This window comes from Polaribacter ponticola (assembly GCF_026191475.2).
GTDB lineage: Bacteria > Bacteroidota > Bacteroidia > Flavobacteriales > Flavobacteriaceae > Polaribacter > Polaribacter ponticola.
Genome location: NZ_JAOSLC020000003.1, coordinates 1,341,710 through 1,365,088 on the forward strand (window position 1 = coordinate 1,341,710; position 23,379 = coordinate 1,365,088).

Annotated in this window: 20 protein-coding genes and 3 pseudogenes; 6 read left to right on the forward strand and 17 right to left on the reverse strand. The window is 28.5% G+C overall.

All coding sequences use genetic code 11. The annotated features are described in order from the left end of the window. The first annotated feature begins 57 nt into the window (after positions 1 to 57). Positions 58 to 762, forward strand: a complete 705-nt coding sequence (lipB, locus tag N5A56_RS11205) for a lipoyl(octanoyl) transferase LipB (protein ID WP_265725533.1) — start codon at positions 58 to 60, stop codon at positions 760 to 762. Positions 763 to 804: 42 nt separating this feature from the next. On the opposite strand, the gene N5A56_RS11210 is transcribed toward lipB, so the two are convergent. Both N5A56_RS11210 and N5A56_RS11215 read right to left on the reverse strand, forming a co-directional pair. Beyond that, the gene (locus tag N5A56_RS11210; RefSeq protein WP_265725534.1) at positions 805 to 1,989 is read right to left on the reverse strand and encodes a nucleoid-associated protein; all 1,185 of its coding nucleotides are present in this window, start codon (positions 1,987 to 1,989) and stop codon (positions 805 to 807) included. A gap of 73 nt (positions 1,990 to 2,062) precedes the next feature. After that, positions 2,063 to 2,661 (reverse strand): annotated as a pseudogene (locus N5A56_RS11215) (ribonuclease HII). 82 nt (positions 2,662 to 2,743) lie between these two features. Between N5A56_RS11215 and N5A56_RS11220 the strand changes: the two are divergent. Both N5A56_RS11220 and N5A56_RS11225 read left to right on the forward strand, forming a co-directional pair. Next, positions 2,744 to 4,719, forward strand: a pseudogene (locus tag N5A56_RS11220) (putative porin). Positions 4,720 to 4,783: 64 nt separating this feature from the next. Beyond that, positions 4,784 to 5,038, forward strand: coding sequence for a hypothetical protein (locus N5A56_RS11225; RefSeq protein WP_265725536.1), 255 nt, complete (start codon positions 4,784 to 4,786; stop codon positions 5,036 to 5,038). Here the strand turns inward: N5A56_RS11225 and N5A56_RS11230 are convergent. Together N5A56_RS11230 and nhaC are read right to left on the reverse strand one after the other, a co-directional pair. Continuing rightward, entirely contained in the window at positions 4,989 to 5,441 is a 453-nt protein-coding gene (locus N5A56_RS11230; RefSeq protein WP_265725537.1) for a GNAT family N-acetyltransferase, read from the reverse strand. The two genes, N5A56_RS11225 and N5A56_RS11230, sit on opposite strands and share 50 nt — an antisense overlap. A 1-nt stretch (position 5,442) precedes the next feature. Then, entirely contained in the window at positions 5,443 to 6,927 is a 1,485-nt protein-coding gene (nhaC, locus tag N5A56_RS11235) for a Na+/H+ antiporter NhaC (protein ID WP_265725538.1), read from the reverse strand. Positions 6,928 to 7,005: 78 nt separating this feature from the next. Here nhaC and N5A56_RS11240 point away from each other — a divergent pair, with 78 nt between their 5' ends. Continuing rightward, on the forward strand, positions 7,006 to 8,028 hold the full coding sequence (locus N5A56_RS11240; protein ID WP_274270408.1) for a metal-dependent hydrolase: 1,023 nt from the start codon (positions 7,006 to 7,008) through the stop codon (positions 8,026 to 8,028). 42 nt (positions 8,029 to 8,070) lie between these two features. Here N5A56_RS11240 and N5A56_RS11245 read toward each other — a convergent pair whose 3' ends face one another. Further along, a complete protein-coding gene (locus tag N5A56_RS11245) occupies positions 8,071 to 8,664 on the reverse strand; it encodes a MarC family protein (RefSeq protein ID WP_274270409.1) in 594 nt (197 codons plus the stop codon). Positions 8,665 to 8,673: 9 nt separating this feature from the next. After that, on the reverse strand, positions 8,674 to 9,873 hold the full coding sequence (locus N5A56_RS11250; RefSeq protein ID WP_265725541.1) for an aminotransferase class I/II-fold pyridoxal phosphate-dependent enzyme: 1,200 nt from the start codon (positions 9,871 to 9,873) through the stop codon (positions 8,674 to 8,676). Positions 9,874 to 10,026: 153 nt separating this feature from the next. Between N5A56_RS11250 and N5A56_RS11255 the strand changes: the two genes are divergently transcribed. After that, positions 10,027 to 10,482: an Lrp/AsnC family transcriptional regulator gene (locus N5A56_RS11255; RefSeq protein WP_265725542.1), complete on the forward strand. Its 456-nt coding sequence runs from the start codon at positions 10,027 to 10,029 to the stop codon at positions 10,480 to 10,482. 158 nt (positions 10,483 to 10,640) lie between these two features. On the opposite strand, the gene N5A56_RS11260 is transcribed toward N5A56_RS11255, so the two are convergent. The 3 genes and pseudogenes from N5A56_RS11260 to rsgA all read right to left on the reverse strand — a co-directional run bounded on the left by N5A56_RS11260 (position 10,641) and on the right by rsgA (position 12,790). Further along, a complete protein-coding gene (locus N5A56_RS11260) occupies positions 10,641 to 11,279 on the reverse strand; it encodes a YceI family protein (protein WP_265725543.1) in 639 nt (212 codons plus the stop codon). Positions 11,280 to 11,369: 90 nt separating this feature from the next. Further along, positions 11,370 to 11,822, reverse strand: coding sequence for a D-aminoacyl-tRNA deacylase (gene dtd / locus N5A56_RS11265; protein ID WP_265725544.1), 453 nt, complete (start codon positions 11,820 to 11,822; stop codon positions 11,370 to 11,372). A gap of 3 nt (positions 11,823 to 11,825) precedes the next feature. Next, positions 11,826 to 12,790, reverse strand: a pseudogene (gene rsgA, locus N5A56_RS11270) (ribosome small subunit-dependent GTPase A). Positions 12,791 to 12,935: 145 nt separating this feature from the next. On the opposite strand from rsgA, the gene N5A56_RS11275 reads away from it, so the two are divergent. Next, positions 12,936 to 13,583 carry a hypothetical protein gene (locus tag N5A56_RS11275; RefSeq protein ID WP_265725545.1) on the forward strand — a complete coding sequence of 216 codons (648 nt, stop codon included), beginning with the start codon at positions 12,936 to 12,938 and terminating at the stop codon, positions 13,581 to 13,583. Positions 13,584 to 13,634: 51 nt separating this feature from the next. Here the strand turns inward: N5A56_RS11275 and N5A56_RS11280 are convergent, their stop codons facing one another. From N5A56_RS11280 to N5A56_RS11315, 8 genes are all read right to left on the reverse strand, one after another. Further along, complete coding sequence (locus tag N5A56_RS11280; RefSeq protein WP_265725546.1) at positions 13,635 to 14,717, reverse strand: bifunctional 3-deoxy-7-phosphoheptulonate synthase/chorismate mutase type II; 1,083 nt, start codon at positions 14,715 to 14,717, stop codon at positions 13,635 to 13,637. Positions 14,718 to 14,779: 62 nt separating this feature from the next. Then, positions 14,780 to 15,631 carry a prephenate dehydrogenase gene (locus tag N5A56_RS11285; RefSeq protein WP_265725547.1) on the reverse strand — a complete coding sequence of 284 codons (852 nt, stop codon included), beginning with the start codon at positions 15,629 to 15,631 and terminating at the stop codon, positions 14,780 to 14,782. A 257-nt stretch (positions 15,632 to 15,888) separates the two neighbouring features. Further along, entirely contained in the window at positions 15,889 to 17,031 is a 1,143-nt protein-coding gene (locus tag N5A56_RS11290) for a pyridoxal phosphate-dependent aminotransferase (protein WP_265725548.1), read from the reverse strand. Between the two features lie 59 nt (positions 17,032 to 17,090). Then, positions 17,091 to 17,918, reverse strand: a complete 828-nt coding sequence (locus tag N5A56_RS11295; protein ID WP_265725549.1) for a prephenate dehydratase — start codon at positions 17,916 to 17,918, stop codon at positions 17,091 to 17,093. A gap of 331 nt (positions 17,919 to 18,249) precedes the next feature. Then, on the reverse strand, positions 18,250 to 20,550 hold the full coding sequence (locus tag N5A56_RS11300) for a GumC family protein (RefSeq protein ID WP_265725550.1): 2,301 nt from the start codon (positions 20,548 to 20,550) through the stop codon (positions 18,250 to 18,252). A 14-nt stretch (positions 20,551 to 20,564) separates the two neighbouring features. Further along, on the reverse strand, positions 20,565 to 21,287 hold the full coding sequence (locus N5A56_RS11305; protein WP_265725551.1) for a polysaccharide biosynthesis/export family protein: 723 nt from the start codon (positions 21,285 to 21,287) through the stop codon (positions 20,565 to 20,567). A gap of 74 nt (positions 21,288 to 21,361) precedes the next feature. Continuing rightward, complete coding sequence (locus N5A56_RS11310) at positions 21,362 to 22,408, reverse strand: MraY family glycosyltransferase (RefSeq protein ID WP_265725552.1); 1,047 nt, start codon at positions 22,406 to 22,408, stop codon at positions 21,362 to 21,364. 275 nt (positions 22,409 to 22,683) lie between these two features. After that, positions 22,684 to 23,262 (reverse strand): WecB/TagA/CpsF family glycosyltransferase, encoded by a 579-nt coding sequence (locus N5A56_RS11315; protein ID WP_274270410.1) that lies wholly within the window; start codon positions 23,260 to 23,262, stop codon positions 22,684 to 22,686. Positions 23,263 to 23,379: the final 117 nt, after the last annotated feature.

A 23,379-nucleotide genomic window follows, 5' to 3' on the forward strand; every position in this document is an offset into this window, starting at 1 on the left:
AAATAATAATTGTAATCCTCAAATATAATGAAATAATTACCTTTGTTATTATAGATTATGAATAGAAAAATACATTTAACAGATTTATCTGTAAAAGATTACAAAAAAACTTGGGATTATCAATCTGAATTATTACAGCAAATTGTTGATATTAAAATTGACAATAGAAGAAACAACAATAACAATAGTACTCCTAATCACTTCTTGTTTGTAGAACATCCTCACGTGTATACGCTTGGTAAAAGTGGCGATATGAGTAATTTACTATTAAATGAAAATCAATTAAAAGAAAAAGGAGCTACATTTTATAAAATAAATAGAGGTGGTGATATTACGTATCATGGTCCTGGGCAAATTGTAGGTTACCCAATTCTAGATTTAGAGAATTTTTTTACTGATATTCATAAATATTTACGATTCTTAGAAGAAGCTATAATTTTAACGATTGCCGAATATGGCTTAAAAGGTACCAGAAGCGAAGGAGAAACTGGGGTTTGGCTAGATGTTGGAACACCCTTTGCTCGTAAAATATGTGCTATGGGAATTCGTTCTTCTCGCTGGGTAACTATGCATGGCTTTGCTTTAAATGCAAATGTTAACCTTGGCTATTTCGATAATATTATACCTTGTGGAATTAGAGGAAAAGCAGTTACCTCCATGGAAGTTGAACTTGGTAAAAAAGTAGAAATCGAAGGCGTCAAAGCAAAAATACTAAAGCACATTAAAACTCTTTTCGAGGTAGAAGAATTTATTATTTCATGAAAAAATCCTGCTAAAACAGGATTTTTTTATGCTTTTAAAAAGTTATTTTTCTTCGTTAAAATATACTTTATAGTATTTCATTTTCTTCTCTTCATCATAACCTCTTTCTAAATATTCTGAGGCCGCTTCAGGAGCATCAACATCTAATTTAATACTAATATTTGTATCTAATTTAATTTCAGTTTTAAGCTTGTTTTTTTCTTTCTTTAAAACTACACCAGAAACATCAAAATTATTTCTTACTAAAACATCATTTAGGTTTTCGAAATGTTTTTTATATTCATCAAATTGCTCTTTATGCTTATCTTCTTCAAAAACCTCATCTTTAAAAGTAGCATAATCTACAGACTCATTTTCTTTAAAATAATCTACTGTGTTAGCTAGAAAATTACCTTGTTCGTGCATTCCTAACTCAGGTTTAATAATTTCTTCAGAAAACTCCTTACACATTTCCAAATAGTTTTGTGTATGAGAATTATAATCATCTGCTAATTTAACAGACAAGAAGTTTTTAACCCAATATTGTGCATCATAATTATTATTATCTACAGAAAAAACAACGGTTCCTTCTTCATCAGAGGTATTTAAAACCAAACAACCTTTGTCTATCCTTTTAGTAGAAATTCCTTTTTGAACTACAATATCAAAACTCTCATTATCATCTAAATAAGTTTGAAAAAAATCTACTTTATTCTCTATTTTAAAGATTCCAATAGCTTCTGTTAAAACATCTTTATATTCTAATCCTTCTATAAAAACAACCAGTACATCTCCTGTTTTTATTTGAGCTGAATTAGATTGTTCAAATAAATGATTTACTATGCTTTTAGAATATTCTACAAAACTTTCTTCATCTTTAAAAACTTCTTTTGCAAACTTATTTAACTCATTTAAACGAACATCTTCATGATTAGTAAAGCGATAACTTTGCGTTAAAGATCCAAACGGTTTTAATAAAAATCCTTTCATTAAATCGTAACTTTCTTGGTCGAAACGAATTAAATCTTCAGAAAAAACATTGCTACCACTGTTAAATTTATTGGCTACTTTATGAAGTATACATTTAGTAATTTCTGCTCTAGTTTTTTTATCATCACTTATAATTTTGGAGCGTAAAAATAGTTGAATTTTTAACTTATTTGATATTATTCTTGAAAGTTTATAAACAAGTTTAACCTTAATTAACTCTGCTCTTATATTTTTTTTGAATCGTTGAATGCTACGCATTTAAAATGACATCCTTTTTTCTTTTTTAGAAAAAAACATAATGAAAAGCGGGTAATAGCTTATAAAAAACAATTTACAACTTTAGCTTTGTCTGTTCTGGCAATAATTTAAATGTTTTTCTATGGTATTTAGTTGCTCCAAATTCTCTAATAGCATTCCTATGTTCTTTAGTAGGATATCCTTTGTTTTTAGCCCAATTATACATGGGAAATTCAAGATGAATTTTTGCCATATACTCGTCTCTATACGTTTTTGCTAATACAGATGCGGCGGCAATACTTAAATATTTAGCATCTCCTTTTACAATTGTTTCATACGGAATCTCATTATATTTTCTAAATTTATTTCCGTCTATGATTATAAATTTTGGTGTAATTTTTAAAGCATCTATTGCTCTATGCATTCCAGTTATTGAAGCTTGTAAAACATTAATTTTATCCACTTCTTCTTGCCAAACAAAAGAAACTCCAAAAGCAATAGCATTCTCCTCTATAAATGGTCTTAACTCTTCTCTTTTTTTTCTGATAATTGCTTGGAATCATTTAAAAAAGGGTGTGTAAAATTTTTAGGTAAAATTACTGCTGCGGCAACTACAGGACCAGATAAACAACCTCTTCCTGCCTCATCTGTACCAGCTTCAAAAGAAAACCCACTAAAGTTTGATTTCAACATTTTACAAATTAACAGATTTCATCATAATTATTAACAAATATTTTCGTTTTATTATTTTACATTTGCTACTGTAGAACTTATGATGAATAAACGACATTTTTTCCTCTTATTATTTATTTTAACTTGGCTTAATAATACTTATTCGCAAATAAGAGAAATTAAAACTGAGTTTAAGAGTACTAAAAACCAATCTAATACATTTAACCTTTCTCCAAACGATTCTATTATTTCTGGTGAAACAAAAGTGTTACTTTCTGGAAAAACTAAATATACAGACTATAAAGTTTTTTCACATAAAAGAGATACTACTTATATAGACACTACTTTAACAATTCAGAAAGAGTATAAATTTAATTATTTAAGAAGAGACAATTTCGAACTTCTTGCATTTCATAATCAAGGGCAGACTTTTAATAATTTAGGTTATAATTTTAACAATATTAAACAATTTCCAGATATTGGTTTTACTAGTAAACAATTTAGTTATTTAGATATTGAAGATATAAAATATTATGAAGTTCCTACTCCTACTTCCGAAATACTATATAGAACAGGCTTACAACAAGGGCAGGTTTTAGATGCTTTGTTTACCTTAAATTTTTCAAAAAGGCTTAATGTTTCGTTATCTTATAAAGGCTTAAGATCTTTAGGTGCATATAGGCAATCTATAGCTAGTAATGGTAATTTTAGAGGTACATTTCATTATAGAACCCAAGAAAATCAATATGAAGTAAGAGCCCATATTACAAGTCAAGATTTTTTTAATGAAGAAAGTGGTGGATTAACTGCAGGAGCTTTAGAAAATTTTGTTTCTGAAGCGCCAGACTTTGAGAACAGAGCAAGATTAGACGTTAATTTAACTGATGCAGAAAACCAATTTGATGGTAGTAGAGTTTATTTCGACCACAGTTTTAAATTAATTTCCAATAAAGACTCAATACACAACAAAGACTTTAGCAACTTAAAAATTGGTCATATTTTTACAAACGAAAGCAAAAGTTATAGTTTTACTCAAGCTACTGCTACAACAGCAATATTTGGAAATATTAACTCAACAAATGCAAAAAATACAGAAGCCACAAGCAAAATAACAAATAACGAGTTCAACTTAGAATTTAATTCTAAATACGTTTTAGGAAAATTTAAAGCAAAAGTAAATTACACAAATTATTCTTATGGATATGATACTATTTTAAATAGTAACAGCACAATAAAAAAGCTAAAACTAGAAGGTAATGCATTTTCTATTGGAGCAGATTGGAAAGCTAGAATTAAAAACTTTTATTTAAATGCTGATGCTTCAATTACTCCAGGATCTGGTAGGTTGGCTGGAAACTACTTAAAAGGTGAAGCTGCTTATAAAAAAGACAGTCTTTTTACATTTAAAGGAAGCTTATTAATTAGCTCTAAATCATCTAATTTTAACACATTATTACATCAAAGCTCATACGATGATTACAATTGGGATAATAATTTTAGTAATGTAAACACTAGAGATTTAGGTTTTATTTTTAACTCTAAATGGATTAATGCTGGTCTTAACTTTACCAATATAGATAATTACACGTATTTTGATGAGAACAATGCTCCGCAACAGTTTACAAATCAAATTACTTATTTAAAAGTAAAAGCTAATAGGGAGTTTAAATACAAAAAATTTGGATTAGATAACACTGTTATGTATCAAAACGTTAGTAGTGGAAGTTCTGTTTTTAGAGTACCAGAAATTGTAACTAGAAATACACTTTATTATACAGATTATTGGTTTAAAGGAAAACCTATGTTAGTAAATATTGGTGCTACTTTTAAATATTTCACAAAATACAAAGCAAATGCTTATAATCCTTTATTAGCTGAATTCACACTTCAAAATGATGAAGAAATTGGTTTTCCTACTGTAGATGTGTTTTTTAACGCCCAAGTTCGTAGAACACGCTTATATTTAAAGGTAGATAACGTAACATCGAGCTTTACTAAAAAAATTATTTTTCTGCTCCTAACTACCCTTATAGAGACTTTACAGTCCGTTTTGGTTTAGTTTGGAATTGGTTTATATAAGTCTAAAAAAACTTATTATAAACTATGTTTTAAGTTAATTTAAAAAAACAATCTTAATTTTAAAATGAAAAATCAACTTAAAAACAACTGGAAACTTTTTTTAATTGCTAGTTTAACTCTAGGTTTAGCTCCTTTTAATCCTCCTCATATTTTTGGAAAAATAAAGTGGATTATTGGAGGAAATGCTTTTTCAACTGAAAACGGAATGAATTCTGGAGACTGTTTTGATGTATTATTACACGGTTCTCCTTGGTTTTTATTATTGATTTCTATACTGATAAATCTTTTTGCATTATTGGTAAAAAACGACCAGCAATAGAACTTTCTTTTTTATCAATAATTTCAAATCCTTTAGAGCCATAAAAAGTAACTGCATTAGGATCTGCTAATAATGTTATTTTATTACATCCTAAATCTTTCGCTTTTTGAAAAGCATGTTGTATTAGTTGATTTCCAATTCCTTTACCTATAAAAACTGGTAATACAAATAAAAATTCTAATTCAACAACTCTTAATTCTGGTTGATTTAAAATATAAAAGCCTATTATTTTATCATCAGAAATAAACTTATAAACAATCATTTCTTCAATAATACGTTCAGAAACTGTTAAGTCTTCTACCCAACTTTCTAAAATATCATTTGTATAACCCCAAAATGATTTCGATTTTAAAGCTATTTTAGTAAGTCTTTTTGCGTCAGAAATTTCAGCAATCTTTATCATATTATTTTGTAGCTAATTCTTTAATTTTAATTTTAAAAGCTGCAAAAATTAAGGTCATAAAAGGACTTAACCAATTAAAGATTGCATAGAGAGCATAATCAAAAACAGAAACTCCTAAAACTCCAGAATGGTAAGCTCCACAAGTATTCCAAGGTATTAACACAGAAGTTACTGTACCCGAATCTTCTAAAGTTCTACTTAAATTTTCTGGCGCCAAACCTTTATCTTTAAAAGCTTTTGCATACATTTTACCTGGAACTACAATTGCCAAATATTGATCTGAAGCCGTAAAGTTTAAACCTATACATGTAAAAACAGTGCTTGCGAATAAACCAAAAACAGAATCGAATAAACTTAACATAAAAGAACTAATTCTAGCTAAAGCTCCAATTGCATCCATTATACCTCCAAAAACCATGGCACATAAAATTAACCAAATTGTACCTAACATTTTAGACATTCCGCCTGCTGTAAATAAATCTGCTAATGCTTCATTTTCTGTAGCAACAGAAGTTTCTACTGTTATGGCTTGTAAAATACCTTTATAACCAGAAGAAAAATCTAAACTATCTACTCCAGCTACTTGAGCAACAACTTCTGGCTGAAAAATTAAAGCGAAAATTGCTCCTAAAATAGTACCTGCCAATAAAGCTGCTAAAGGTGGAGTTTTTTTAACTATTAAAACGATTACAACAACAGGAACTATAAATAACCATGGGGTTATATTAAACGCTTTATTTATATCTATAAGTAAAACATTAGTATCTGCTTCACCAGAAGTATTAATTGTAAAACCTAAAATTAAAAAAATAATTAAAGTAATTACTACTGTTGGTATGGTTGTAAATGCCATATATTTTATGTGGGTAAATAAATCTGTACCCGCCATTGCAGGTGCTAAATTTGTAGTGTCTGACATTGGCGACATTTTATCTCCAAAATATGCACCAGATAAAACTGCACCTGCTGTCATACCTAAAGAAATACCTAATGCCTCTCCAATACCTATTAATGCAATACCTACAGTAGCTGAAGTAGTCCAAGAACTACCTGTAGCTATAGAAATTACAGCACAAATTATTAAACATGCTGCTAAAAATATTGTAGGATTTAGTACCTGCAAACCATAATAAATCATTGAGGGTATAATACCACTAATTAACCAAGTACCAGCTAAAGCACCTACCATTAATAAAATTAAAATTGCGCCAGCTGTAGACTTTATGTTTTCTGCTACTTCCTCAATCATCGTTTTGTAAGAAACTTTATTTCTAAATCCTACAATTGCTGCAACTGCACCACCTAACAGTAACACAAACTGATTACTTCCACTTAAAGCATCATCTCCAAAAACAAAAACATTATATGCCAACATTGCTACTAAAGCTAAAACAGGAAACATTGCCTCCCAAATATTCAACTCTTTATTTTCAATGATTTTTTGATCTTCAATGTTAATTTCTGATAGATTTTTATCGTCTTGCATTCTATAAATTTTGGTTCTGTAATGTTACGATTTTACATAATGTTATGCAAATCAAATTGGTTGGCTTATTTTTGCTTTATGGACTCATTAACTCAAATTGTTTTAGGTGCTGCTTGCGGAGAAGCTATTCTTGGAAAAAAGATAGGAAACAAAGCTCTTTTATTTGGTGCAATTGGAGGAACAATTCCTGATTTAGATGTTTTTATAGGAAAAATGCTATACAATAATGAAATACAAGCTATGGCTTTTCATAGAGGTTTTATGCATTCTATTTTATTTGCAGTTTTAAGTTGTTTTGTATTTGGATGGATTACTTTTAAACTTTATAACGCTGGAAAAAGAAAACACACAACCACTTTAAAAAGTTGGATTACGTTATTCTTTTGGTCCATTTTTACCCACCCGATTTTAGATTGCTTTACACCATACGGAACACAATTATTTGCACCTTTTTCTAATTACAGGGTTGCTTTTAATAACATTTCTGTTGCAGACCCAATGTATACCATTCCTTTTTTAATTTGCATAATCATTTTAATGTTTTTTAATAGAAAAAGGGCTCGAAGATCTTGGTGGTTAAAAGTTGGCATTTACATTAGTTCTATTTATATGCTTTTTACTATCATTAATAAATTTTATATTGACTCCATTTTTAAAAAATCATTTAAAAAAGCAGGTATTAATTATCAAAGGTTTTCTGCTCAACCCACAATTTTAAATAATATATTATGGTATTCTGTTGCAGAAACGGACAAAAATTACCATTTAACTTTTTATTCTTTACTTGATAAAAGTTCTGTTGCAGAAAAAATTTTGACAATCGAAAAAAAGCATGATTTAATCGATATGACAGACACAAACTTAGAAACTTTAACTTGGTTTAGTAATAACTATTACAATCTCTCAAAAAAAGAAAAAGTGGGTACTTATAAATATGTAGATTTAAGATACCCAATGCTAAATCCAGAAGATGTAAAAACTTCTGTTTTTAATTTCACAATTTTTAATAAAAACCAAGTGTGGGATATTTTACCTTTTGATGGTTCGCCTCCAAATAAAGATGATTTTTCTAAATTTATTGAGCGTTTAAAAGGTATTTAATTAATATTACTTAATATATCTAAAACAATTGGTTTTAAACCGCTAAAAAAACTCAACAGCAATAACCATTACAATTAAACCCATTAAACGCATCATAACATTTATACCTGTCTGACCTAATAACTTTATGATTTTAGATGAACTATAAAGAATTAAGTATGTTAATAAAATGACCACAAACGCGGCAAAAATTAAGATCGCCTTTTTTTCTAACGAATCAGCATCTTCCATCATTACAATAGCATTTGTTAGAGCTCCAGGTCCACAAATCATTGGAATTGCTAATGGAGTAACAGAAATATCATTTACATAGGTTTTTATTTCTGATTCTTTTAATTTTACCTTACCCAATCTAGCTTGTAACATATCCATTCCCATTAAAAAGAATATAACACCACCAACAACTCTAAAACTATTAACAGAAATTCCAAAGAAATTAAACAATACTTGTCCAGAAAAAGCGAAAATTATTATTGTAAAAAAACTTACTATTGATGCTTTTTGAGCCGTTCTAGTTCTATGAATATTATCTAATTCAGATGTCATAGTCATAAAAATTGGCATTGTACCAAAAGGGTTTATCAACGTAAAAAAAGACGTAAATGATAATATACCAAATGCAATTACTTCGTTCATAAAAGCTATTTATAAGACTCCAACTTCTTTCATACAAGATTTCATAATCTCATAAGTTCTCGCAATATCATTATCTAAACCAATAGAAAAACGAATTAAACCATTAGATAACCCCATTTCTTTTTGCTCTTCTTCTGGTATTTCTGAAGATGTAGAACTTCCTGGAGCAGAAAATAATGTTTTATAAAAACCTAAACTTACTGCTAAATAACCTAAGTTCTTTTCTTGCATTAACTCCATTAAAGCATTTGCTTTCTCTAAAGAACCTGTATCGATTGTTAACATGCCACCGAAACCATATTCGGTATTCATCATACTTTTAAAAAGTTGATGAGAAGGATGAGATTCCAAACCAGGATACACTGTTTTTAGTCCATCTGCTTCAAATTTATCAGCTAAAAAAGCAGCATTAAAACTGTGCTGTTTCATTCTAAGATGCAATGTTCTCATGTTTTTTAGAACAGATGAAGCCCTTAAAGAATCCATTGTAGATCCTAACAACATACTTGCTCCACTATTTACATTTCTTAAATCATTTATAAATTCTTGAGTACCACAAACAACACCTCCAACAGTATCTGAAGACCCATTAATAAATTTAGTTAAACTATGAATAACAACATCTGCGCCTAATTTTATAGGAGATATTGACAAAGGAGAAAACGTATTATCAACCACTAATTTTAAATTATACTTTTTCGCTAAATCGGATAAACCAGCAATATCTGCCACTTCTAAAAGCGGATTACTCACAGATTCACAATAAATAACTTTGGTGTTTTCTGTAATTGAAGCTTCTACAACATCTAATCTGGTAATATCTACGAATGTAGTTTCTATACCCAACCTTGGTGTAAAATTCTTTAAAAAAGCATAAGTTCCACCATAAATTGTTCTACTAGAAACAATGTGCTCTCCTGCTCCTACCAACTGTAATAAAACAGGTGTAATAGCGCCCATTCCAGAAGCAGAAACATTTGCTGTTTCTGTACCTTCCATTGCTGCTAAAGCTTCTCCTAAATACAAATTACTAGGTGTTGTATGACGTGAATATAAATGACACCCATCTGTATTACCTTCAAAAGTATCTGCCATTGTTTTTGCTGAAATAAAGGTATATGTTGATGAATCTGAAATTGATGGATTTACACCTCCAAATTCTCCGAAATATTGTAAATCTTGAATTTTATTCGCTGGTTTGAATTTCATAATTGGTTCTGGTTTATCAAACAAAATTAATTCAACATAGAAAATTTACCAACCAAAATAGATAAATATAGATTTTTTATCTAAATTTGATTAAAAATGTAATTTTAAAATCTAATTAACCGTTACTTTAATTCATTTTATAGAAAATTTATAATGTTAGACACCATAGATAAAAAGCTCATTAATTTATTACAAAATGATAGTAAACAAACTACTAAACAACTCAGTTTACAGCTGAACTTATCTGTTACTGCTGTTTATGAACGCATTAAAAAACTAGAGAACAATAAGGTTATCGAAAATTATGTGGCCATCATCAACAAAAATAAAATTGAAAAATCATTTATGGTTTTCTGCCATATTAAATTGATTCAACATTCGAGAGAATACGTAACTACTTTTGAACGAGAAATTCTAAAACTAGAAGAAGTTTCAGAATGCTTTCATGTTAGTGGTGATTATGATTATATCTTAAAAATTTATGTAAAAGATATGGATAAATATCGTGATTTTATGGTTACAAAATTAACAGCCATAAAATATATTGGCAGTACTCATAGTACCTTTGCAATTGAGCAAGTAAAAAATACGACAGCTATATATTTGTAAAAAGAAAACCCGAAAACTTTTAGCTTTCGGGTTTTTATTAATATTTAATAATTAAATTATTTATTTGAGTGAGAACCATCACAATTTCCATTAGGGTCTTGAGTGTTTCCGCAACCACAAGGTCTATCAGCTTTCATAAATTTTATTTTTTAAAATTTTTATGCTTTTGTTTTTACTACAAAAGACATCTCTACTAAATCATCTACAAATTTATCTTTAAGATCTTTAAAGAACGATTTAGACTTATATTTAATATTAAAATCGGCTCTGTTAATATTAAAGCTTTCACTTTTAAAAACTGAAACTCCATTTACTACTGTTAAACTTGCAGGAATTGTTACACTTTTAGTTACATCTTTAATATTTAAATTACCTGTTACAAATAACTTTCCTTCTGTATTTTCTACATTAGTTATTACAAATTTAGAAACAGGGTAAACAGCTACATCAAAAAAATCTTCATTTTTTAAATGTCCTTCTATATTTTCTGCTCCCTTACTTCCTTTCATGTCAAGGTTTGTAATTGAGTTCATATCAATTATAAACTGCCCTCCTTTTAAAGTTTCGTTTTCTATTAATAAACCTCCACTTTTTAAAGTTACAATGCCGTTATGAGCTCCACCAGGCTTTGTTCCTTTCCAATTTAAAATAGAAGTAGCAAGATCTACATTATTTAATTCAGCAATATTTGTTTCAACTTTTACAGCTTCTTTTACCTCAACTTTTTCTTTCTTTTCTCCTTTACAAGCAGTTAATACTGATGCTACTAATATTAATGTTACAATTACTTTTTTCATTTTTGTTATAAAATTAAATCTCGGAAACTATTTTCCATGGCAAATATACAATGAATTTATTTTCCTTGGAAAATATTTCGTAAATTATTGTTATTCCTTATTTTTAGAATCGATAATTATGGTAATTGGCCCATCATTAAGTAATTCTACCTTCATATCTGCACCAAATATTCCAGTTTGTAAATTTTTCTTAATTTCTTTTTCTAGAGAATTCACAAAATTCTCATACAAAGGTATTGCAATACTTGGTTTAGCTGCTTTTATATAACTAGGTCTATTTCCTTTTTTTGTTAAAGCTTGTAATGTAAACTGACTTACAACAATCGCATCTCCACCTACATCTAAAAGCGATTTATTCATCACTTTAAATTCATCATTAAAAATACGAAGATTAGCAATTTTTCTAACCAAAAAATTAATATCTTCTTGAGTATCATCATCAACAATACCTAGCAAGATTAAGAGTCCAGTCTTTATATCAGCAACTACATTACTATCAATAGTTACGCTTGCTTTCGATACTCTTTGAATTACTATTTTCATTTTTTATTCATTATCTTCTTCGTTCCAAATATCTGTTCTAAAATGCTCTTTTTCTTCTTCTCCTTCTAAAATTTGTAAGTAACTTTTATAACGAGACCATGAAACTTCTTCTTCTTCTAAAGCATCTTTTACGGCACATTTGGGTTCTTTTAAATGCAAACAATTATTAAATTTACAATGCTGTTTTAACTCAAAAAACTCTGGAAAATAATCTCCTAATTCATATTTATCGATATCTACAATACCAAAACCTTTTATACCTGGAGTATCAATAATTCTTGCATTAAAACTTAAGTCAAACATTTCTGCAAAAGTGGTTGTATGTTGCCCTTGTTTATGTTGTTCTGATATTTCTTTAGTTTTTAAATCTAAAGATGGCTCAATTCCATTAACTAAAGTAGATTTACCAACTCCAGAATGACCAACAAACATAGATGTTTTACCAATCATCAATTCTTTAACAGTATCTACATTTTTGTTTTCTGTAGATGAGACTTCAATACATCTATAACCTATAGCTTCATAAATATCTTTTAAATATAAAATTTCAGCCCTTTCTTCTAGTTTATAGGTATCAATTTTATTAAAAACTAAAATTGTATCTATTCTGTAGGCTCTTGTACAAACTAAAAATCGATCTATAAAAGCAGCAAATGTTGGCGGATTATTTATAGTAATTAATAAAAATACCTGATCTATATTTGCGGCAATAATATGTATTTGCTTAGAGAGATTTACAGATTTTCTAACTATAAAATTATCTCTATCAATAATTTTTTTTATAACACCTGTTTCTTCATCTCCTTTTTTATCAAGATCAAAAATAACTTTATCTCCAACCGCAATTGGATTGGTACTTTTAATACCAGATATTCTAAATTTACCTTTCATTCTACATTGATAAAAAAACCTTTGTCAGATTTTACTTGATACCAACTACCCGTAGATTTGTATACAACTCCTGTCATTACTACAAAGATGAGAATAAAAAAATGATTTAAAAAAATAACTACCAATTTAGTAAGCTTCTTTTTACCCCCAACAAAAAGTTAACATTATACATTAGAGTTTTGTACTCTTAAAATGTATATTCGCAGCTAAATTTTTAAAAAAATGAAACAAACTCTTTTATTATTAGTCCTTTTTATTACTACTTGTACTTTAGCACAAACTAATCTTTATGAAAACCCTCAATTTGATGAAATTGCAAAAAACCATAAAGCTATAGCTATTTTACCTTTTAAAGCTACAGTAGACCTTCGTCCTAAACAAATGGAAAAAATGACATCTGAACAATTTAAAAGATTGGAGTTAAACGAAGGAAAAAGTATACAGACTGCAATGTTTTCATGGTTTTTAAAACGTAAAAAAAGAGGGAAATTAACTTCAATAGAAATCCAAGAACCAAACAGAACTACTGCATTACTTGGAAAAAATAACATAACTGTAGATAATATTAAAAATTACACTTCAGAAGAATTAGCTCAAATATTAGGAGTTGATGCTATTATTTCTGGAACATACGAGACTAACAAACCAATGTCTGAAGGAGCTTCTGTAGCTCTCGGCCTTTTAATTGGTTTTTGGGGAACTACAAATAGCGCTTTAATAAATATGAGTGTTCATAATGCAAAAGATGGTGTTTTACTATGGAACTATAACAAAAAAGTAAGAGGCTCAATAGGAAGCAGTCCAGATGATCTTATAAATAAATTAATGAGGAAAGCTTCAAGGAGACTTTCCTACACCAAAAAGAAATAATAAAAAAATCCGCCAATTGGCGGATTTTTTTATTATTCGTAAAAGATAATATTACCCTTTAATAATTTTCTCTTGATGATTAATCGATTCTTGATGAATTGCTTTAAACATTCTTAAAACAAATTCTTCGCTTAAACCTTTACTTTCTCCTTCTAAAATCATGTTTCCAAGAATCTCGTTCCAACGTTTAGATTGTAGTACGGCTACGTTTTTGTCTTTCTTTAAAGCTCCAATTTGATCGGATACTTTCATCCTCTTTCCTAACAACTCAATTAATTGATCATCTGCAACATTAATTTGAGCACGTAAATTATCTAAAGAACTTTGGTATTCAGCTTCGTTATTAGTTTCTTTTCTGATTTTTAAGTCTTCCATAATTTGCTTTAATTTTGTTGGTGTAACTTGCTGCGCTGCATCAGACCAAGCATTATCTGGATCGAAATGAGTTTCTATCATTAAACCATCAAAGTTTAAATCTAAAGCTGTTTGTGAAACATCAAAAATCATTTCTCTATTTCCTGTAATATGTGATGGATCACAAATTAATGGTAAATCTGGAAATTTGTTTTTAAATTCAATCGCAATTTGCCATTCTGGAACGTTTCGGTATTTAGATTTTTCATAGGTTGAAAAACCCCTATGAATTGCTCCTAAATTTTTTATATCTGCTGTATATAATCTTTCAATACCACCTAACCATAATGCCAAATCTGGATTTATTGGGTTTTTAACCAATACAATTTTATCAGTACCGTGTAAAGCATCTGCTAATTCTTGCATAATAAAAGGAGAAACAGCTGTACGTGCGCCAATCCATAATAAATCTACATCATTCTCTAAAGCTAACTTTACGTGTGCTGCATTCGCTACTTCAGTACAGGTTTTCATACCTGTTTCATCTTTCACTTTCTTTAACCATTTTAAACCTAAAGCACCAACACCTTCAAAATTTCCTGGTCTAGTTCTTGGCTTCCAAATTCCTGCTCTATAATAATTTACATCAGAATCTTTTAATTCGTGTGCAATTTTTAAAACCTGTTCTTCGGTTTCTGCACTACAAGGCCCTGCTATTACTAGTGGATGATCTAATTTCATATCGTCCAACCATGTTCTTAATTCTTTTGTATTCTTCATTTTTCTACTTGTTTTTGCTGCTTTTTTCTCGATTTCGCTCGAAATGACAGTTGTTTTGGCTTTTATTTTATGCCGTTTAAAATTTGTTTAATATAATTTGTATTCTCCATTTCGTTAAAAATTTCGGAGAAATTATCTTGTTGCATCAATTCTTTAAAATGTTGTAAATTATTGATGTATTCTTCTAATGTTTCTATTACGTTTTCTTTATTCTGCTCAAAAATTGGTGTCCACATTGCTGGACTACTTTTTGCCAAACGAACTGTTGATCTAAAACCTGAACCTGCCATATCAAAAATATCGCGTTCGTTTCTTTCTTTATCTATTACTGTTTTACCTAACATAAATGCACTTATGTGAGATAAGTGCGAAACATAGGCAATATGTTTATCATGCGAAACTGGATCCATATAACGAATACGCATTCCAATAGCTCTAAAAAGGTCTAATGCTTTTTCTTGTAGCTTGAATGTTGTTTTTTCAACTTCGCAAATAATGTTCGTTTTCCCTTTATACAAAGCAGAAATTGCAGCTGTTGGCCCAGAATTTTCTGTACCAGCAATTGGATGACAAGCTAAAAAATTTCTTCTATTTTTATGATGTTCAACTACTTTACAAATTGCTTCTTTTGTTGAACCTGCGTCTACAACTAAGCCATTATCTGATATTTTATCTAAAATTGTTGGCAATAATTTTACTGTTGCATCTACCGGAATTGACACAATTACCAAGTCTGCTTTTTCAATATCATCTAAAACTGCTTTTTCTTGAATTACACCTAATGCTATCGCTTTATCTAAATGATCTTCATTGGCATCTATTCCGTAAATTACAGTTTCTGGATTGTTCTTTTTTATATCGATAGCAAAACTACCGCCAATTAAACCAACACCAATTAAGTAAATATTTTTCATTTTTTATTTTTTCAATGGGTTAAAACCCTCTTCTTCCTCAACAGGTTAAAGCCCAATGCTATTGATATTTTATTCTAATTTTCCTTATTTCTTAATAATTACCAATTGCAACTCATAAACAAATCCCTAAACCGAATTTCTTTGTGAGATTTCTCCTATCGTCAAAATGACACTCGTTCCTTTAAATATTTATTTTCAAGGTTTTTATTCGCAAACAGACTAACTGCCAACTGCGACTGTAAAACTGCAAACTTATTTTATAGCCTTTTAATCGCTTCTTTAATTACCTCCGTTGTTACACAAAGTGAAAAACGAATATATCCTTCTCCTTGTGATCCAAAAATGGTTCCTGGTGTTATAAAAATATCGTTTTCATATAAAACTGAATCTGTAACTTCTTCAGATTTTTTTCCTGCGGGAATTTTTGCCCAAACAAATAATCCAGTTGAATTTTTATTATAAACTGCATTTAACTTATCAGCTAATTGCCAAATTAGATTTCTGCGTTCTTCGTAAATTTTATTTTGTTTTAAAAACCATTCATCAGATAATTGTAAGGCTTCAATTGCTCCTTTTTGAATTCCGTAAAACATACCCGAATCCATGTTAGATTTCATCTTTAAAACTTCATTAATAAACGTTGAATTCCCTAACAACATTCCAACTCGCCAACCTGCCATGTTAAAGGTTTTACTTAATGAATTTAACTCTAAAGCAATGTCTTTTGCACCTTCAACTTGTAAAATACTAATAGGTTTATCATTTAAAATAAAACTATACGGATTATCATTAATAATTAAAATGTTGTGCTTTTTACCAAAAGCTACTAATTTTTCAAACGTTTCTAATGTTGCATTTGTACCTGTTGGCATATGCGGATAATTTACCCACATAATTTTTACGCTTTCTAAATCTTGACTTTCTAATTCCTCAAAATTTGGTTGCCAATTACTGTCCGCACTTAAATCATAAAAAAGTGGTTCTGCTCCTACCAACTTCGTAACTGAAGTATATGTTGGATAACCTGGATTAGGAATTAAAACTTTATCGCCTTCGTTTAAAAAAGCCATAGAAATATGCATAATTCCTTCCTTACTTCCCATTAATGGTAAAATTTCATTTTCTGGATTTGCGCCTACAGAAAATTTGTTTTTATAAAAAGTAGCAATTGCATTTCTTAATTCTGGTAAACCTTGATATGATTGATATTTATGTGCACTTGCATCTCCTAAACTATTAGAAATTGCTTCTAATACTTTTGCTGGTGGTTGTAAATCTGGAGAACCAATTCCCATGTTAATAATTGGTTTTCCTGCAGCTGCTAAACCTCTAACTTCTCTTAATTTTTTAGAGAAATAGTATTCTTGAACTGTATCTAATCTTTTGGCTGGTTTAATCATTTTTTTCACTTCATTAATAAGACCTTTCGACTGCGCTCAAGGTGAAATTTCTAACTATTTTATTGTCTGCCATTTTTATAAGTTCCTAAAATCTTGAATTCTTCTGCCATTATTTCTATGATAGCATGTGCTTTTTCATAATCCTTATATTTTTCAAAAGTAACATCAACAAAAAATGAATATTTCCAAGGTGTTTCTATAACTGGCAACGATTGAATTTTGGTTAAACTCATTTTACAATCGCTTAACACATTTAAAATTGCTGCTAAACTTCCTCTTTTATGATCTAATTGAAATTTCAACGATGCTTTATTAATTTGATCTATTCCGTTATTTTGTTCTTCCGTTTGTACAATTACAAATCTTGTTGAATTGTCTTTTATTATTTGAATTTCATCTTCAATAACTACTAAATCAAATATTTCTGCGGCTATTTTTGGCGCAATAGCTGCAATTCCTTTCAAATTTTTATTTGCTATTCGTTTTGCAACTTCAGCAGTATCTACATCTTCTACTAATTTAATGTGTGGATGCATTTTAAAAAACTCTTTACATTGTAACAATGCCATTGGATGCGACCAAACCTCTTTAATATCTTTAAGTTCCTGGCCTTTTAAACACATTAAATGATGATGAATATTTAAATACTCTTCTCCAATAATATGAAGGTTATTATTATCAATTAAAGCATAATTAGGAATAATTGAACCCGCAATTGTATTCTCTAAAGCCATAACAGCATGTGTTGCAGAACCGTCTAATAAACTATCTACCAAGACATCAAAAGACATGCATTCTTTTAATTCTATAGTTGAACCATAAAAATCGTGTGCAACTTTATGATGGTTTGAACCCTCTGCTCCTTGTATGGCAATTACTTTATTCATTTGCTTTAATTAATGTCAAAAAAAAGTCTCGAATTAAATTCGAGACTTATATATTTTAAATGTTTATTAACAACATGATACAAAGTCTCTCCTCTTATTGTAAAAATAAAAGTAAAAATAGAAACGTGTCCAAGTTGTTTTTAACATCTTAATTCTCTTTGTTTTGAAAGACAAATCTAAAGATTAAATTTTGATATACAAATATTATTAAGAAACTTTAGAAAAATTTATGAAATTGGTAATTTCATTTAAATTTATTCATTAAAGTTTAAATATTTCTTGCTTTAACATTTAATAATGTAATTTAACCCTCTTTAGTCTTAAAAAGATATTAGTTTTTACGTAATTTTCTGTTTTTAATTAAAGATCTAGTTTCTTGATAATTTAATATGTAGTTTACATTTTTTAATCTTCCGTTTGCTATTACCTCTTCAGAAAACAGCATATCTTCTTTATCTGTAAAACCAGCTCTAGTAACATAAACAGTAAAATCTGCAAAATGTGAAATTAAAAATGTATCTGTATATAATTTTGTTGAAGAAGTATCTAAAACAATGTAATCATATTCTTTCTTTACAGAGCTTAAAATATGATCAATTTTACCGTTAGATAATAGTTCTGCAGGAGCAAAAGGGATTTCTCCAGAAAATAAAATATCAAGATTTGTTTCTCCAATAATATTGGATGTAATTAAATTTCTATAATCGAATTCATCACCTATTAAGTAGCTAGATAAACCATGAGAGTCATCTTTATTTAAATAAGAATCTATTTTAGGGTTTCTAAAATCTGCTTCAACTAAAAGAACTTTTTTTCCTAAAGCTGCATAAGCAATGGCTAAGTTAACTGCGCAAAATGTTTTTCCTTCATTACTTTTAGTAGAAGTTACCATTAGTACAGAAGCTAATTCATTTGATTGTGCTTTTTTTAATTTAAAATTAATATTTGTTCTTAATATTCTAAATTCTTCTGCTAATAATGAATTATCATATATACCATCAAATATTTTATTTCTGAAAGTATAAGGTACATTACCTACTACATCTATATCATTTACTACCGTATAAATATCTTCCTTTGTATGAATTCTAGTATCTACAAAAAATATTAGATAAAAAATGATAAAGGGCACTACTAAACCAGCTACAAAAGCTTTTACATATAACATTTTTGGATTTTCTGATACTGGAATTAAATTGGTAATAGCATAATCTACAACCTTAACAATTGGCACAGTAACAACTAAATTAATAGCAGCTTCTTCTCTTCTTTGTAAAAGAAAAATAAATAAATTCTCTTTTATTGTTTGTTCCCGTTCTATTTCTCTTAGAATTTTTTCATTCTTAGGGATTGTGTTAAAAAAACCACGATTTTTAACATCTACTTCGTTTATATTTTTTAATGCAGTTTCAGATTTTTTTTGATAAGCAATTACAGATGTTAAAATACTTTGCCTTAAATTATCTATATTCTTTTTTAAATTTTTAACTACTGGATTATTAGCTCCTCCACTTATTCTTAGTTTTCCAAAATCTATTAACTTACTATTAAAAAGCACTATTTGGTCATTAATACCAGTAATACCAATACCAACATTTGCGGGTAATAGATTAAAACTTTTTTTATTGATTAATGAAGTTTTTAAAATTCTAGCAATTTCTAATTGAGTCTCTAAATTTACTTTTTGTGCGTTAGAAGTAGATTTGTCAGATAAATTATGCTCAGTATCTAAATTAATATCGGTTAAATTATTTTTCTCTTTAAACCTTTTCTTTTTACTTTCTATAGAATCTAGTTCTTTTGTTAAAAACCCGAATCTTTCATCTACAAAGTCAATAGTTCTTTGAAATATTAATTTTCTATCTTGTACTCCATCTAGATTAAATTGCTCAATCACTTCATTTAAAATAGCTTCAGACTTAGCACTACTTTCGTTTCTTAATGAAATTTTTAAAACTTCACTATTCTTACCAATCTGTTCAATTTTTAGACCAGACAATAATCTTAAAGTTGCTTCTTTTTTACTAAAAAACCTGATTTTAAATTTCTGTTTGTAAAGTTTATTAACATCTCTTAAACTATCTATCTTAATAACAAAGGGATATGTATTATTGACTGGATTTATTTGATTTTTATTAACCCTCCACTCATTTAAATGAACATCAGAAATTACATATTCATTTTCATAAAAATCTATAAAATATTCTCCTGTTTTGGGTAATAATTTTGCAGAATTAATAGGGTATGGTTTAAAAGGTAGATCCCAAACTTGCTTATACTTTCGTTGATCATTAAAATAATATCTTACATTTAAGTTTAGCTTTTCAACAACTTTCTCTAAAATTCTGTAAGACTTTATTATTTCAATTTCATTCTCTTGGTTTACTTTAAAATCATCAAAAAGAGAACTTAAATTACCAGGCAATTCTATTTCATTTGCTTTTTGACTTGTAATTTTAATTCTAGCTGAAGTTTCATAAATAACAGAACTATACCTTACTGAATAAAAAGCTGCTGTAACAAAAAGCACAATACTTAACAAAAACCATTTCCAGTTTCTGGTATACTTAAAAAGTTCTTTTTTTAAATTAAATGTTTCTTTCTTTTTGTGCGCTATGAATGGTGGTTTCATGGATTACATCTAATTTACCTAATTACAATTAGAATAGAAGTTAAGACTAAAGAAATAGCAGACATAACAGATGCTGCACTTCCCATAATTCCTGAGCTTTTTATTTTATTAAGGTTTGGGTTAACAACAATAACATCGTTCTGTTTTATGTAATAAAAATCACTTCCAAACCAATCTGTTGAAGTTAAATCTATCCTTTTTGTAATTTGAACTCCGTCAACTTCTCTTAATATTAAAATGTCTTTTCTAGACCCATTTATTGTTAAATCTCCAGCATAACCAAGCGCTTGTAAAACGGTAACTTTATTTTCGGTCACAGAAAAGGTACCAGCTTTTTGTACATCTCCTAAAACAGTAAATTTAAAGTTTAAAATTTTAACACTTACTGCAGGATCTACAACATGTTTCCCATCTATTAACATCTTTTTGACATAATCTTCTAATTCTGAAGTGGTCTTACCTGTAACTTTTATAGACCCTATAACTGGGAATATAATATTCCCTTCTTGTGAAACTAGATAACCTTGTAAACGTAAAATTTCTAAAAAACTAGAATTTGGAGTAACATTATTCTCAAGATTATAAGGTACTACAGATTCTGGGTTTAAAGCGGTCACTTTTATATTAATAATATCATTAGCTTGTATCTTAGAGCTTGTAAAGGTTAGTTTTCTTAAATTAACATCATTTGAATCTTGAAAATAAATTACAGATTTCTTTGATGCACAAGAAAACATGCTAAAGAAAATTAATGAAATAGCAATAATTTTAAAAAAACTTATTTCTCGAAAACATATAATTCTATTAAATATTAAGCTAAATCACTTAATCTAATTGTTTTAACTTCTGGTTTTTCAACTGTTAACACTCTCTTCTTAGATTTCTTAGATTTTTTCTTTAATTTATTTGATAAATATAAGTTTTGTATTACAATTACAGAAATTACCCAAAAAGAAAACAGAAGAATCGTTTGTTTATTTAGTGTTAAATCATTAAAAATGAACACTCCGAAAACCACCAAACTAGAGAAAACTGATACTAAAACTGAAATTTTCCAGGGTTGTAAACCTGATTTTAAAAGCACATGATGAATATGATTTTTATCAGCAGTAAAAGGGCTTTTTCTCTTCATTAATCTTAACATAAAAACTCTAAGTGTATCTATTAATGGAAAACTAAATAAAGCAAGAACAAAAACTGGTGCCTTAACATTTTGAATTAAAAATTCTGGATTAAAACTAACACTTAAAAAGCTAATTGCAAAATAAGAAAGCAAGAAACCTACTATCATAGATCCTGTATCTCCCATAAAAATCTTTTCCTTTTTAGAAAAATTAAAAATTAAAAAAGAAATTAATGCACCTACAAGGCTTAAACATAAAAAGAACATTGAATCATTTCTATTAAAAAAATAAAAGACACCAAAAAATGAAGTTATAGTTATAGCATAACTTCCTGCTAAACCATCTACTCCATCAATAAGATTATATGCATTTATAAATAAAATATACATAAAAACGGTAAGGGCGATAGAAACAGAATAATAAAGCTCATTGATACCAAAAAGTCCATATAAATTTTCAATTCTAACTCCTGTCATTACAATTATAGCAACTACTGCTACAATCTGTCCAAGAATTTTTTGCTTAGCTTTTAATTCTATTAAATCATCCATTAAACCCAGAAAAAACAACAGTGTTGTAGCCCCAAGTACACTAAACAAATTTTGGTCGTCAAAATAATTTCCTAAAAAAGTGATAATCAAATTTATAGTAATAAATATACCGATACCTCCTAAATTTGGTGTTCTAACTTTATGAACACTTCTATGATTGGGTTTAGACGTTAGCTTTTTCATTTTAGAAACCCTAATAATTGCAGGATAACATAAGTATGAAATAACAATAGAAAGTGAGAATGCAATTAGTGGCCAAAAAAAGCCATAATCTAAGCTTAAATTAATTGATCTTAGGGAGTAAATCATAATAATGGGGGTATGATTAGTTTATAATTTTATAAAATAATTTTGATAAAAACCTAAGCATCAGAAACATACCTGTTTTTCGCAAAATTTAATATTAGTTAAATATAGTGGTTTTTTTTAAAACTATAACCTTTATGGTTAATTTATTTTTAATTTCTTGAAATTTTAGCTATAAATAAATACCATAAAAATTGAGGAGTAGACACAAAATTTCTTCGCCATAATCTTTTTGGTTCTTTTAATAAACGTGGCAACCACTCCAACCCAATATTTATCCAAAATGAACTAGATCTTTTTACTGTACCAGCATAAAAATCAAACACAGCTCCAATAGATACTGTTATTGTAGCGTCTAATTTCTTCTTATTCATTGCAACCCATTTTTCTTGTTTAGGAGCTGTCATTCCTACAAATAAAAAATCTGGATTAAAATCATTTACTTCTTTTATCATATTTGCTGAATCTATATCAGAAAACTCAGGCTTATATGGAGGTGAAAAACTACCTACTTTAATATTTGGATGCTCTTTTTGAATTCTCTTTTCTATTAATTCTAATGTGGAAGGAGCTGCTCCTAAATAGAAAATTTTCTTATTATTTTTATCTGCATAATTTAATAAATGTTTATGAATATCTGCTCCAGCAATTTTTTTAATCACTTTCCCTCTTAAAACTTTGGCTGCAAGTACAATTCCAGATCCGTCTGGCAACAAAATATCACTTTGCATTAAAGCGTTTTTAAACCCTTCATCAGTTTTAGAGACACAAAAAGAATGTGGATTAACTGTATTTATTATTGCTTTTTTTCTAAATCAATTGTACTTAAATCTTCAGAGAAAACATTT

Bases quoted from the DNA above. Each gene is read 5' to 3' on its own strand.
- N5A56_RS11285 (WP_265725547.1), bottom strand. From the start codon at position 15,631: ATGAAAAATATTTACTTAATTGGTGTTGGTTTAATTGGCGGTAGTTTT.
- N5A56_RS11210 (WP_265725534.1), bottom strand. From the start codon at position 1,989: ATGCGTAGCATTCAACGATTCAAAAAAAATATAAGAGCAGAGTTAATT.
- N5A56_RS11250 (WP_265725541.1), bottom strand. From the start codon at position 9,873: ATGAAATTCAAACCAGCGAATAAAATTCAAGATTTACAATATTTCGGA.
- dtd (WP_265725544.1), bottom strand. From the start codon at position 11,822: ATGAAAATAGTAATTCAAAGAGTATCGAAAGCAAGCGTAACTATTGAT.
- N5A56_RS11275 (WP_265725545.1), top strand. From the start codon at position 12,936: ATGAAACAAACTCTTTTATTATTAGTCCTTTTTATTACTACTTGTACT.
- N5A56_RS11300 (WP_265725550.1), bottom strand. From the start codon at position 20,550: ATGAAACCACCATTCATAGCGCACAAAAAGAAAGAAACATTTAATTTA.
- N5A56_RS11225 (WP_265725536.1), top strand. From the start codon at position 4,784: ATGAAAAATCAACTTAAAAACAACTGGAAACTTTTTTTAATTGCTAGT.
- N5A56_RS11240 (WP_274270408.1), top strand. From the start codon at position 7,006: ATGGACTCATTAACTCAAATTGTTTTAGGTGCTGCTTGCGGAGAAGCT.
- N5A56_RS11255 (WP_265725542.1), top strand. From the start codon at position 10,027: ATGTTAGACACCATAGATAAAAAGCTCATTAATTTATTACAAAATGAT.
- nhaC (WP_265725538.1), bottom strand. From the start codon at position 6,927: ATGCAAGACGATAAAAATCTATCAGAAATTAACATTGAAGATCAAAAA.
- N5A56_RS11295 (WP_265725549.1), bottom strand. From the start codon at position 17,918: ATGAATAAAGTAATTGCCATACAAGGAGCAGAGGGTTCAAACCATCAT.
- N5A56_RS11280 (WP_265725546.1), bottom strand. From the start codon at position 14,717: ATGAAGAATACAAAAGAATTAAGAACATGGTTGGACGATATGAAATTA.
- N5A56_RS11290 (WP_265725548.1), bottom strand. From the start codon at position 17,031: ATGATTAAACCAGCCAAAAGATTAGATACAGTTCAAGAATACTATTTC.
- N5A56_RS11310 (WP_265725552.1), bottom strand. From the start codon at position 22,408: ATGAAAAAGCTAACGTCTAAACCCAATCATAGAAGTGTTCATAAAGTT.
- N5A56_RS11260 (WP_265725543.1), bottom strand. From the start codon at position 11,279: ATGAAAAAAGTAATTGTAACATTAATATTAGTAGCATCAGTATTAACT.
- lipB (WP_265725533.1), top strand. From the start codon at position 58: ATGAATAGAAAAATACATTTAACAGATTTATCTGTAAAAGATTACAAA.
- N5A56_RS11305 (WP_265725551.1), bottom strand. From the start codon at position 21,287: ATGTTTTCTTGTGCATCAAAGAAATCTGTAATTTATTTTCAAGATTCA.
- N5A56_RS11230 (WP_265725537.1), bottom strand. From the start codon at position 5,441: ATGATAAAGATTGCTGAAATTTCTGACGCAAAAAGACTTACTAAAATA.
- N5A56_RS11245 (WP_274270409.1), bottom strand. From the start codon at position 8,664: ATGAACGAAGTAATTGCATTTGGTATATTATCATTTACGTCTTTTTTT.
- N5A56_RS11315 (WP_274270410.1), bottom strand. From the start codon at position 23,262: ATGCAAAGTGATATTTTGTTGCCAGACGGATCTGGAATTGTACTTGCA.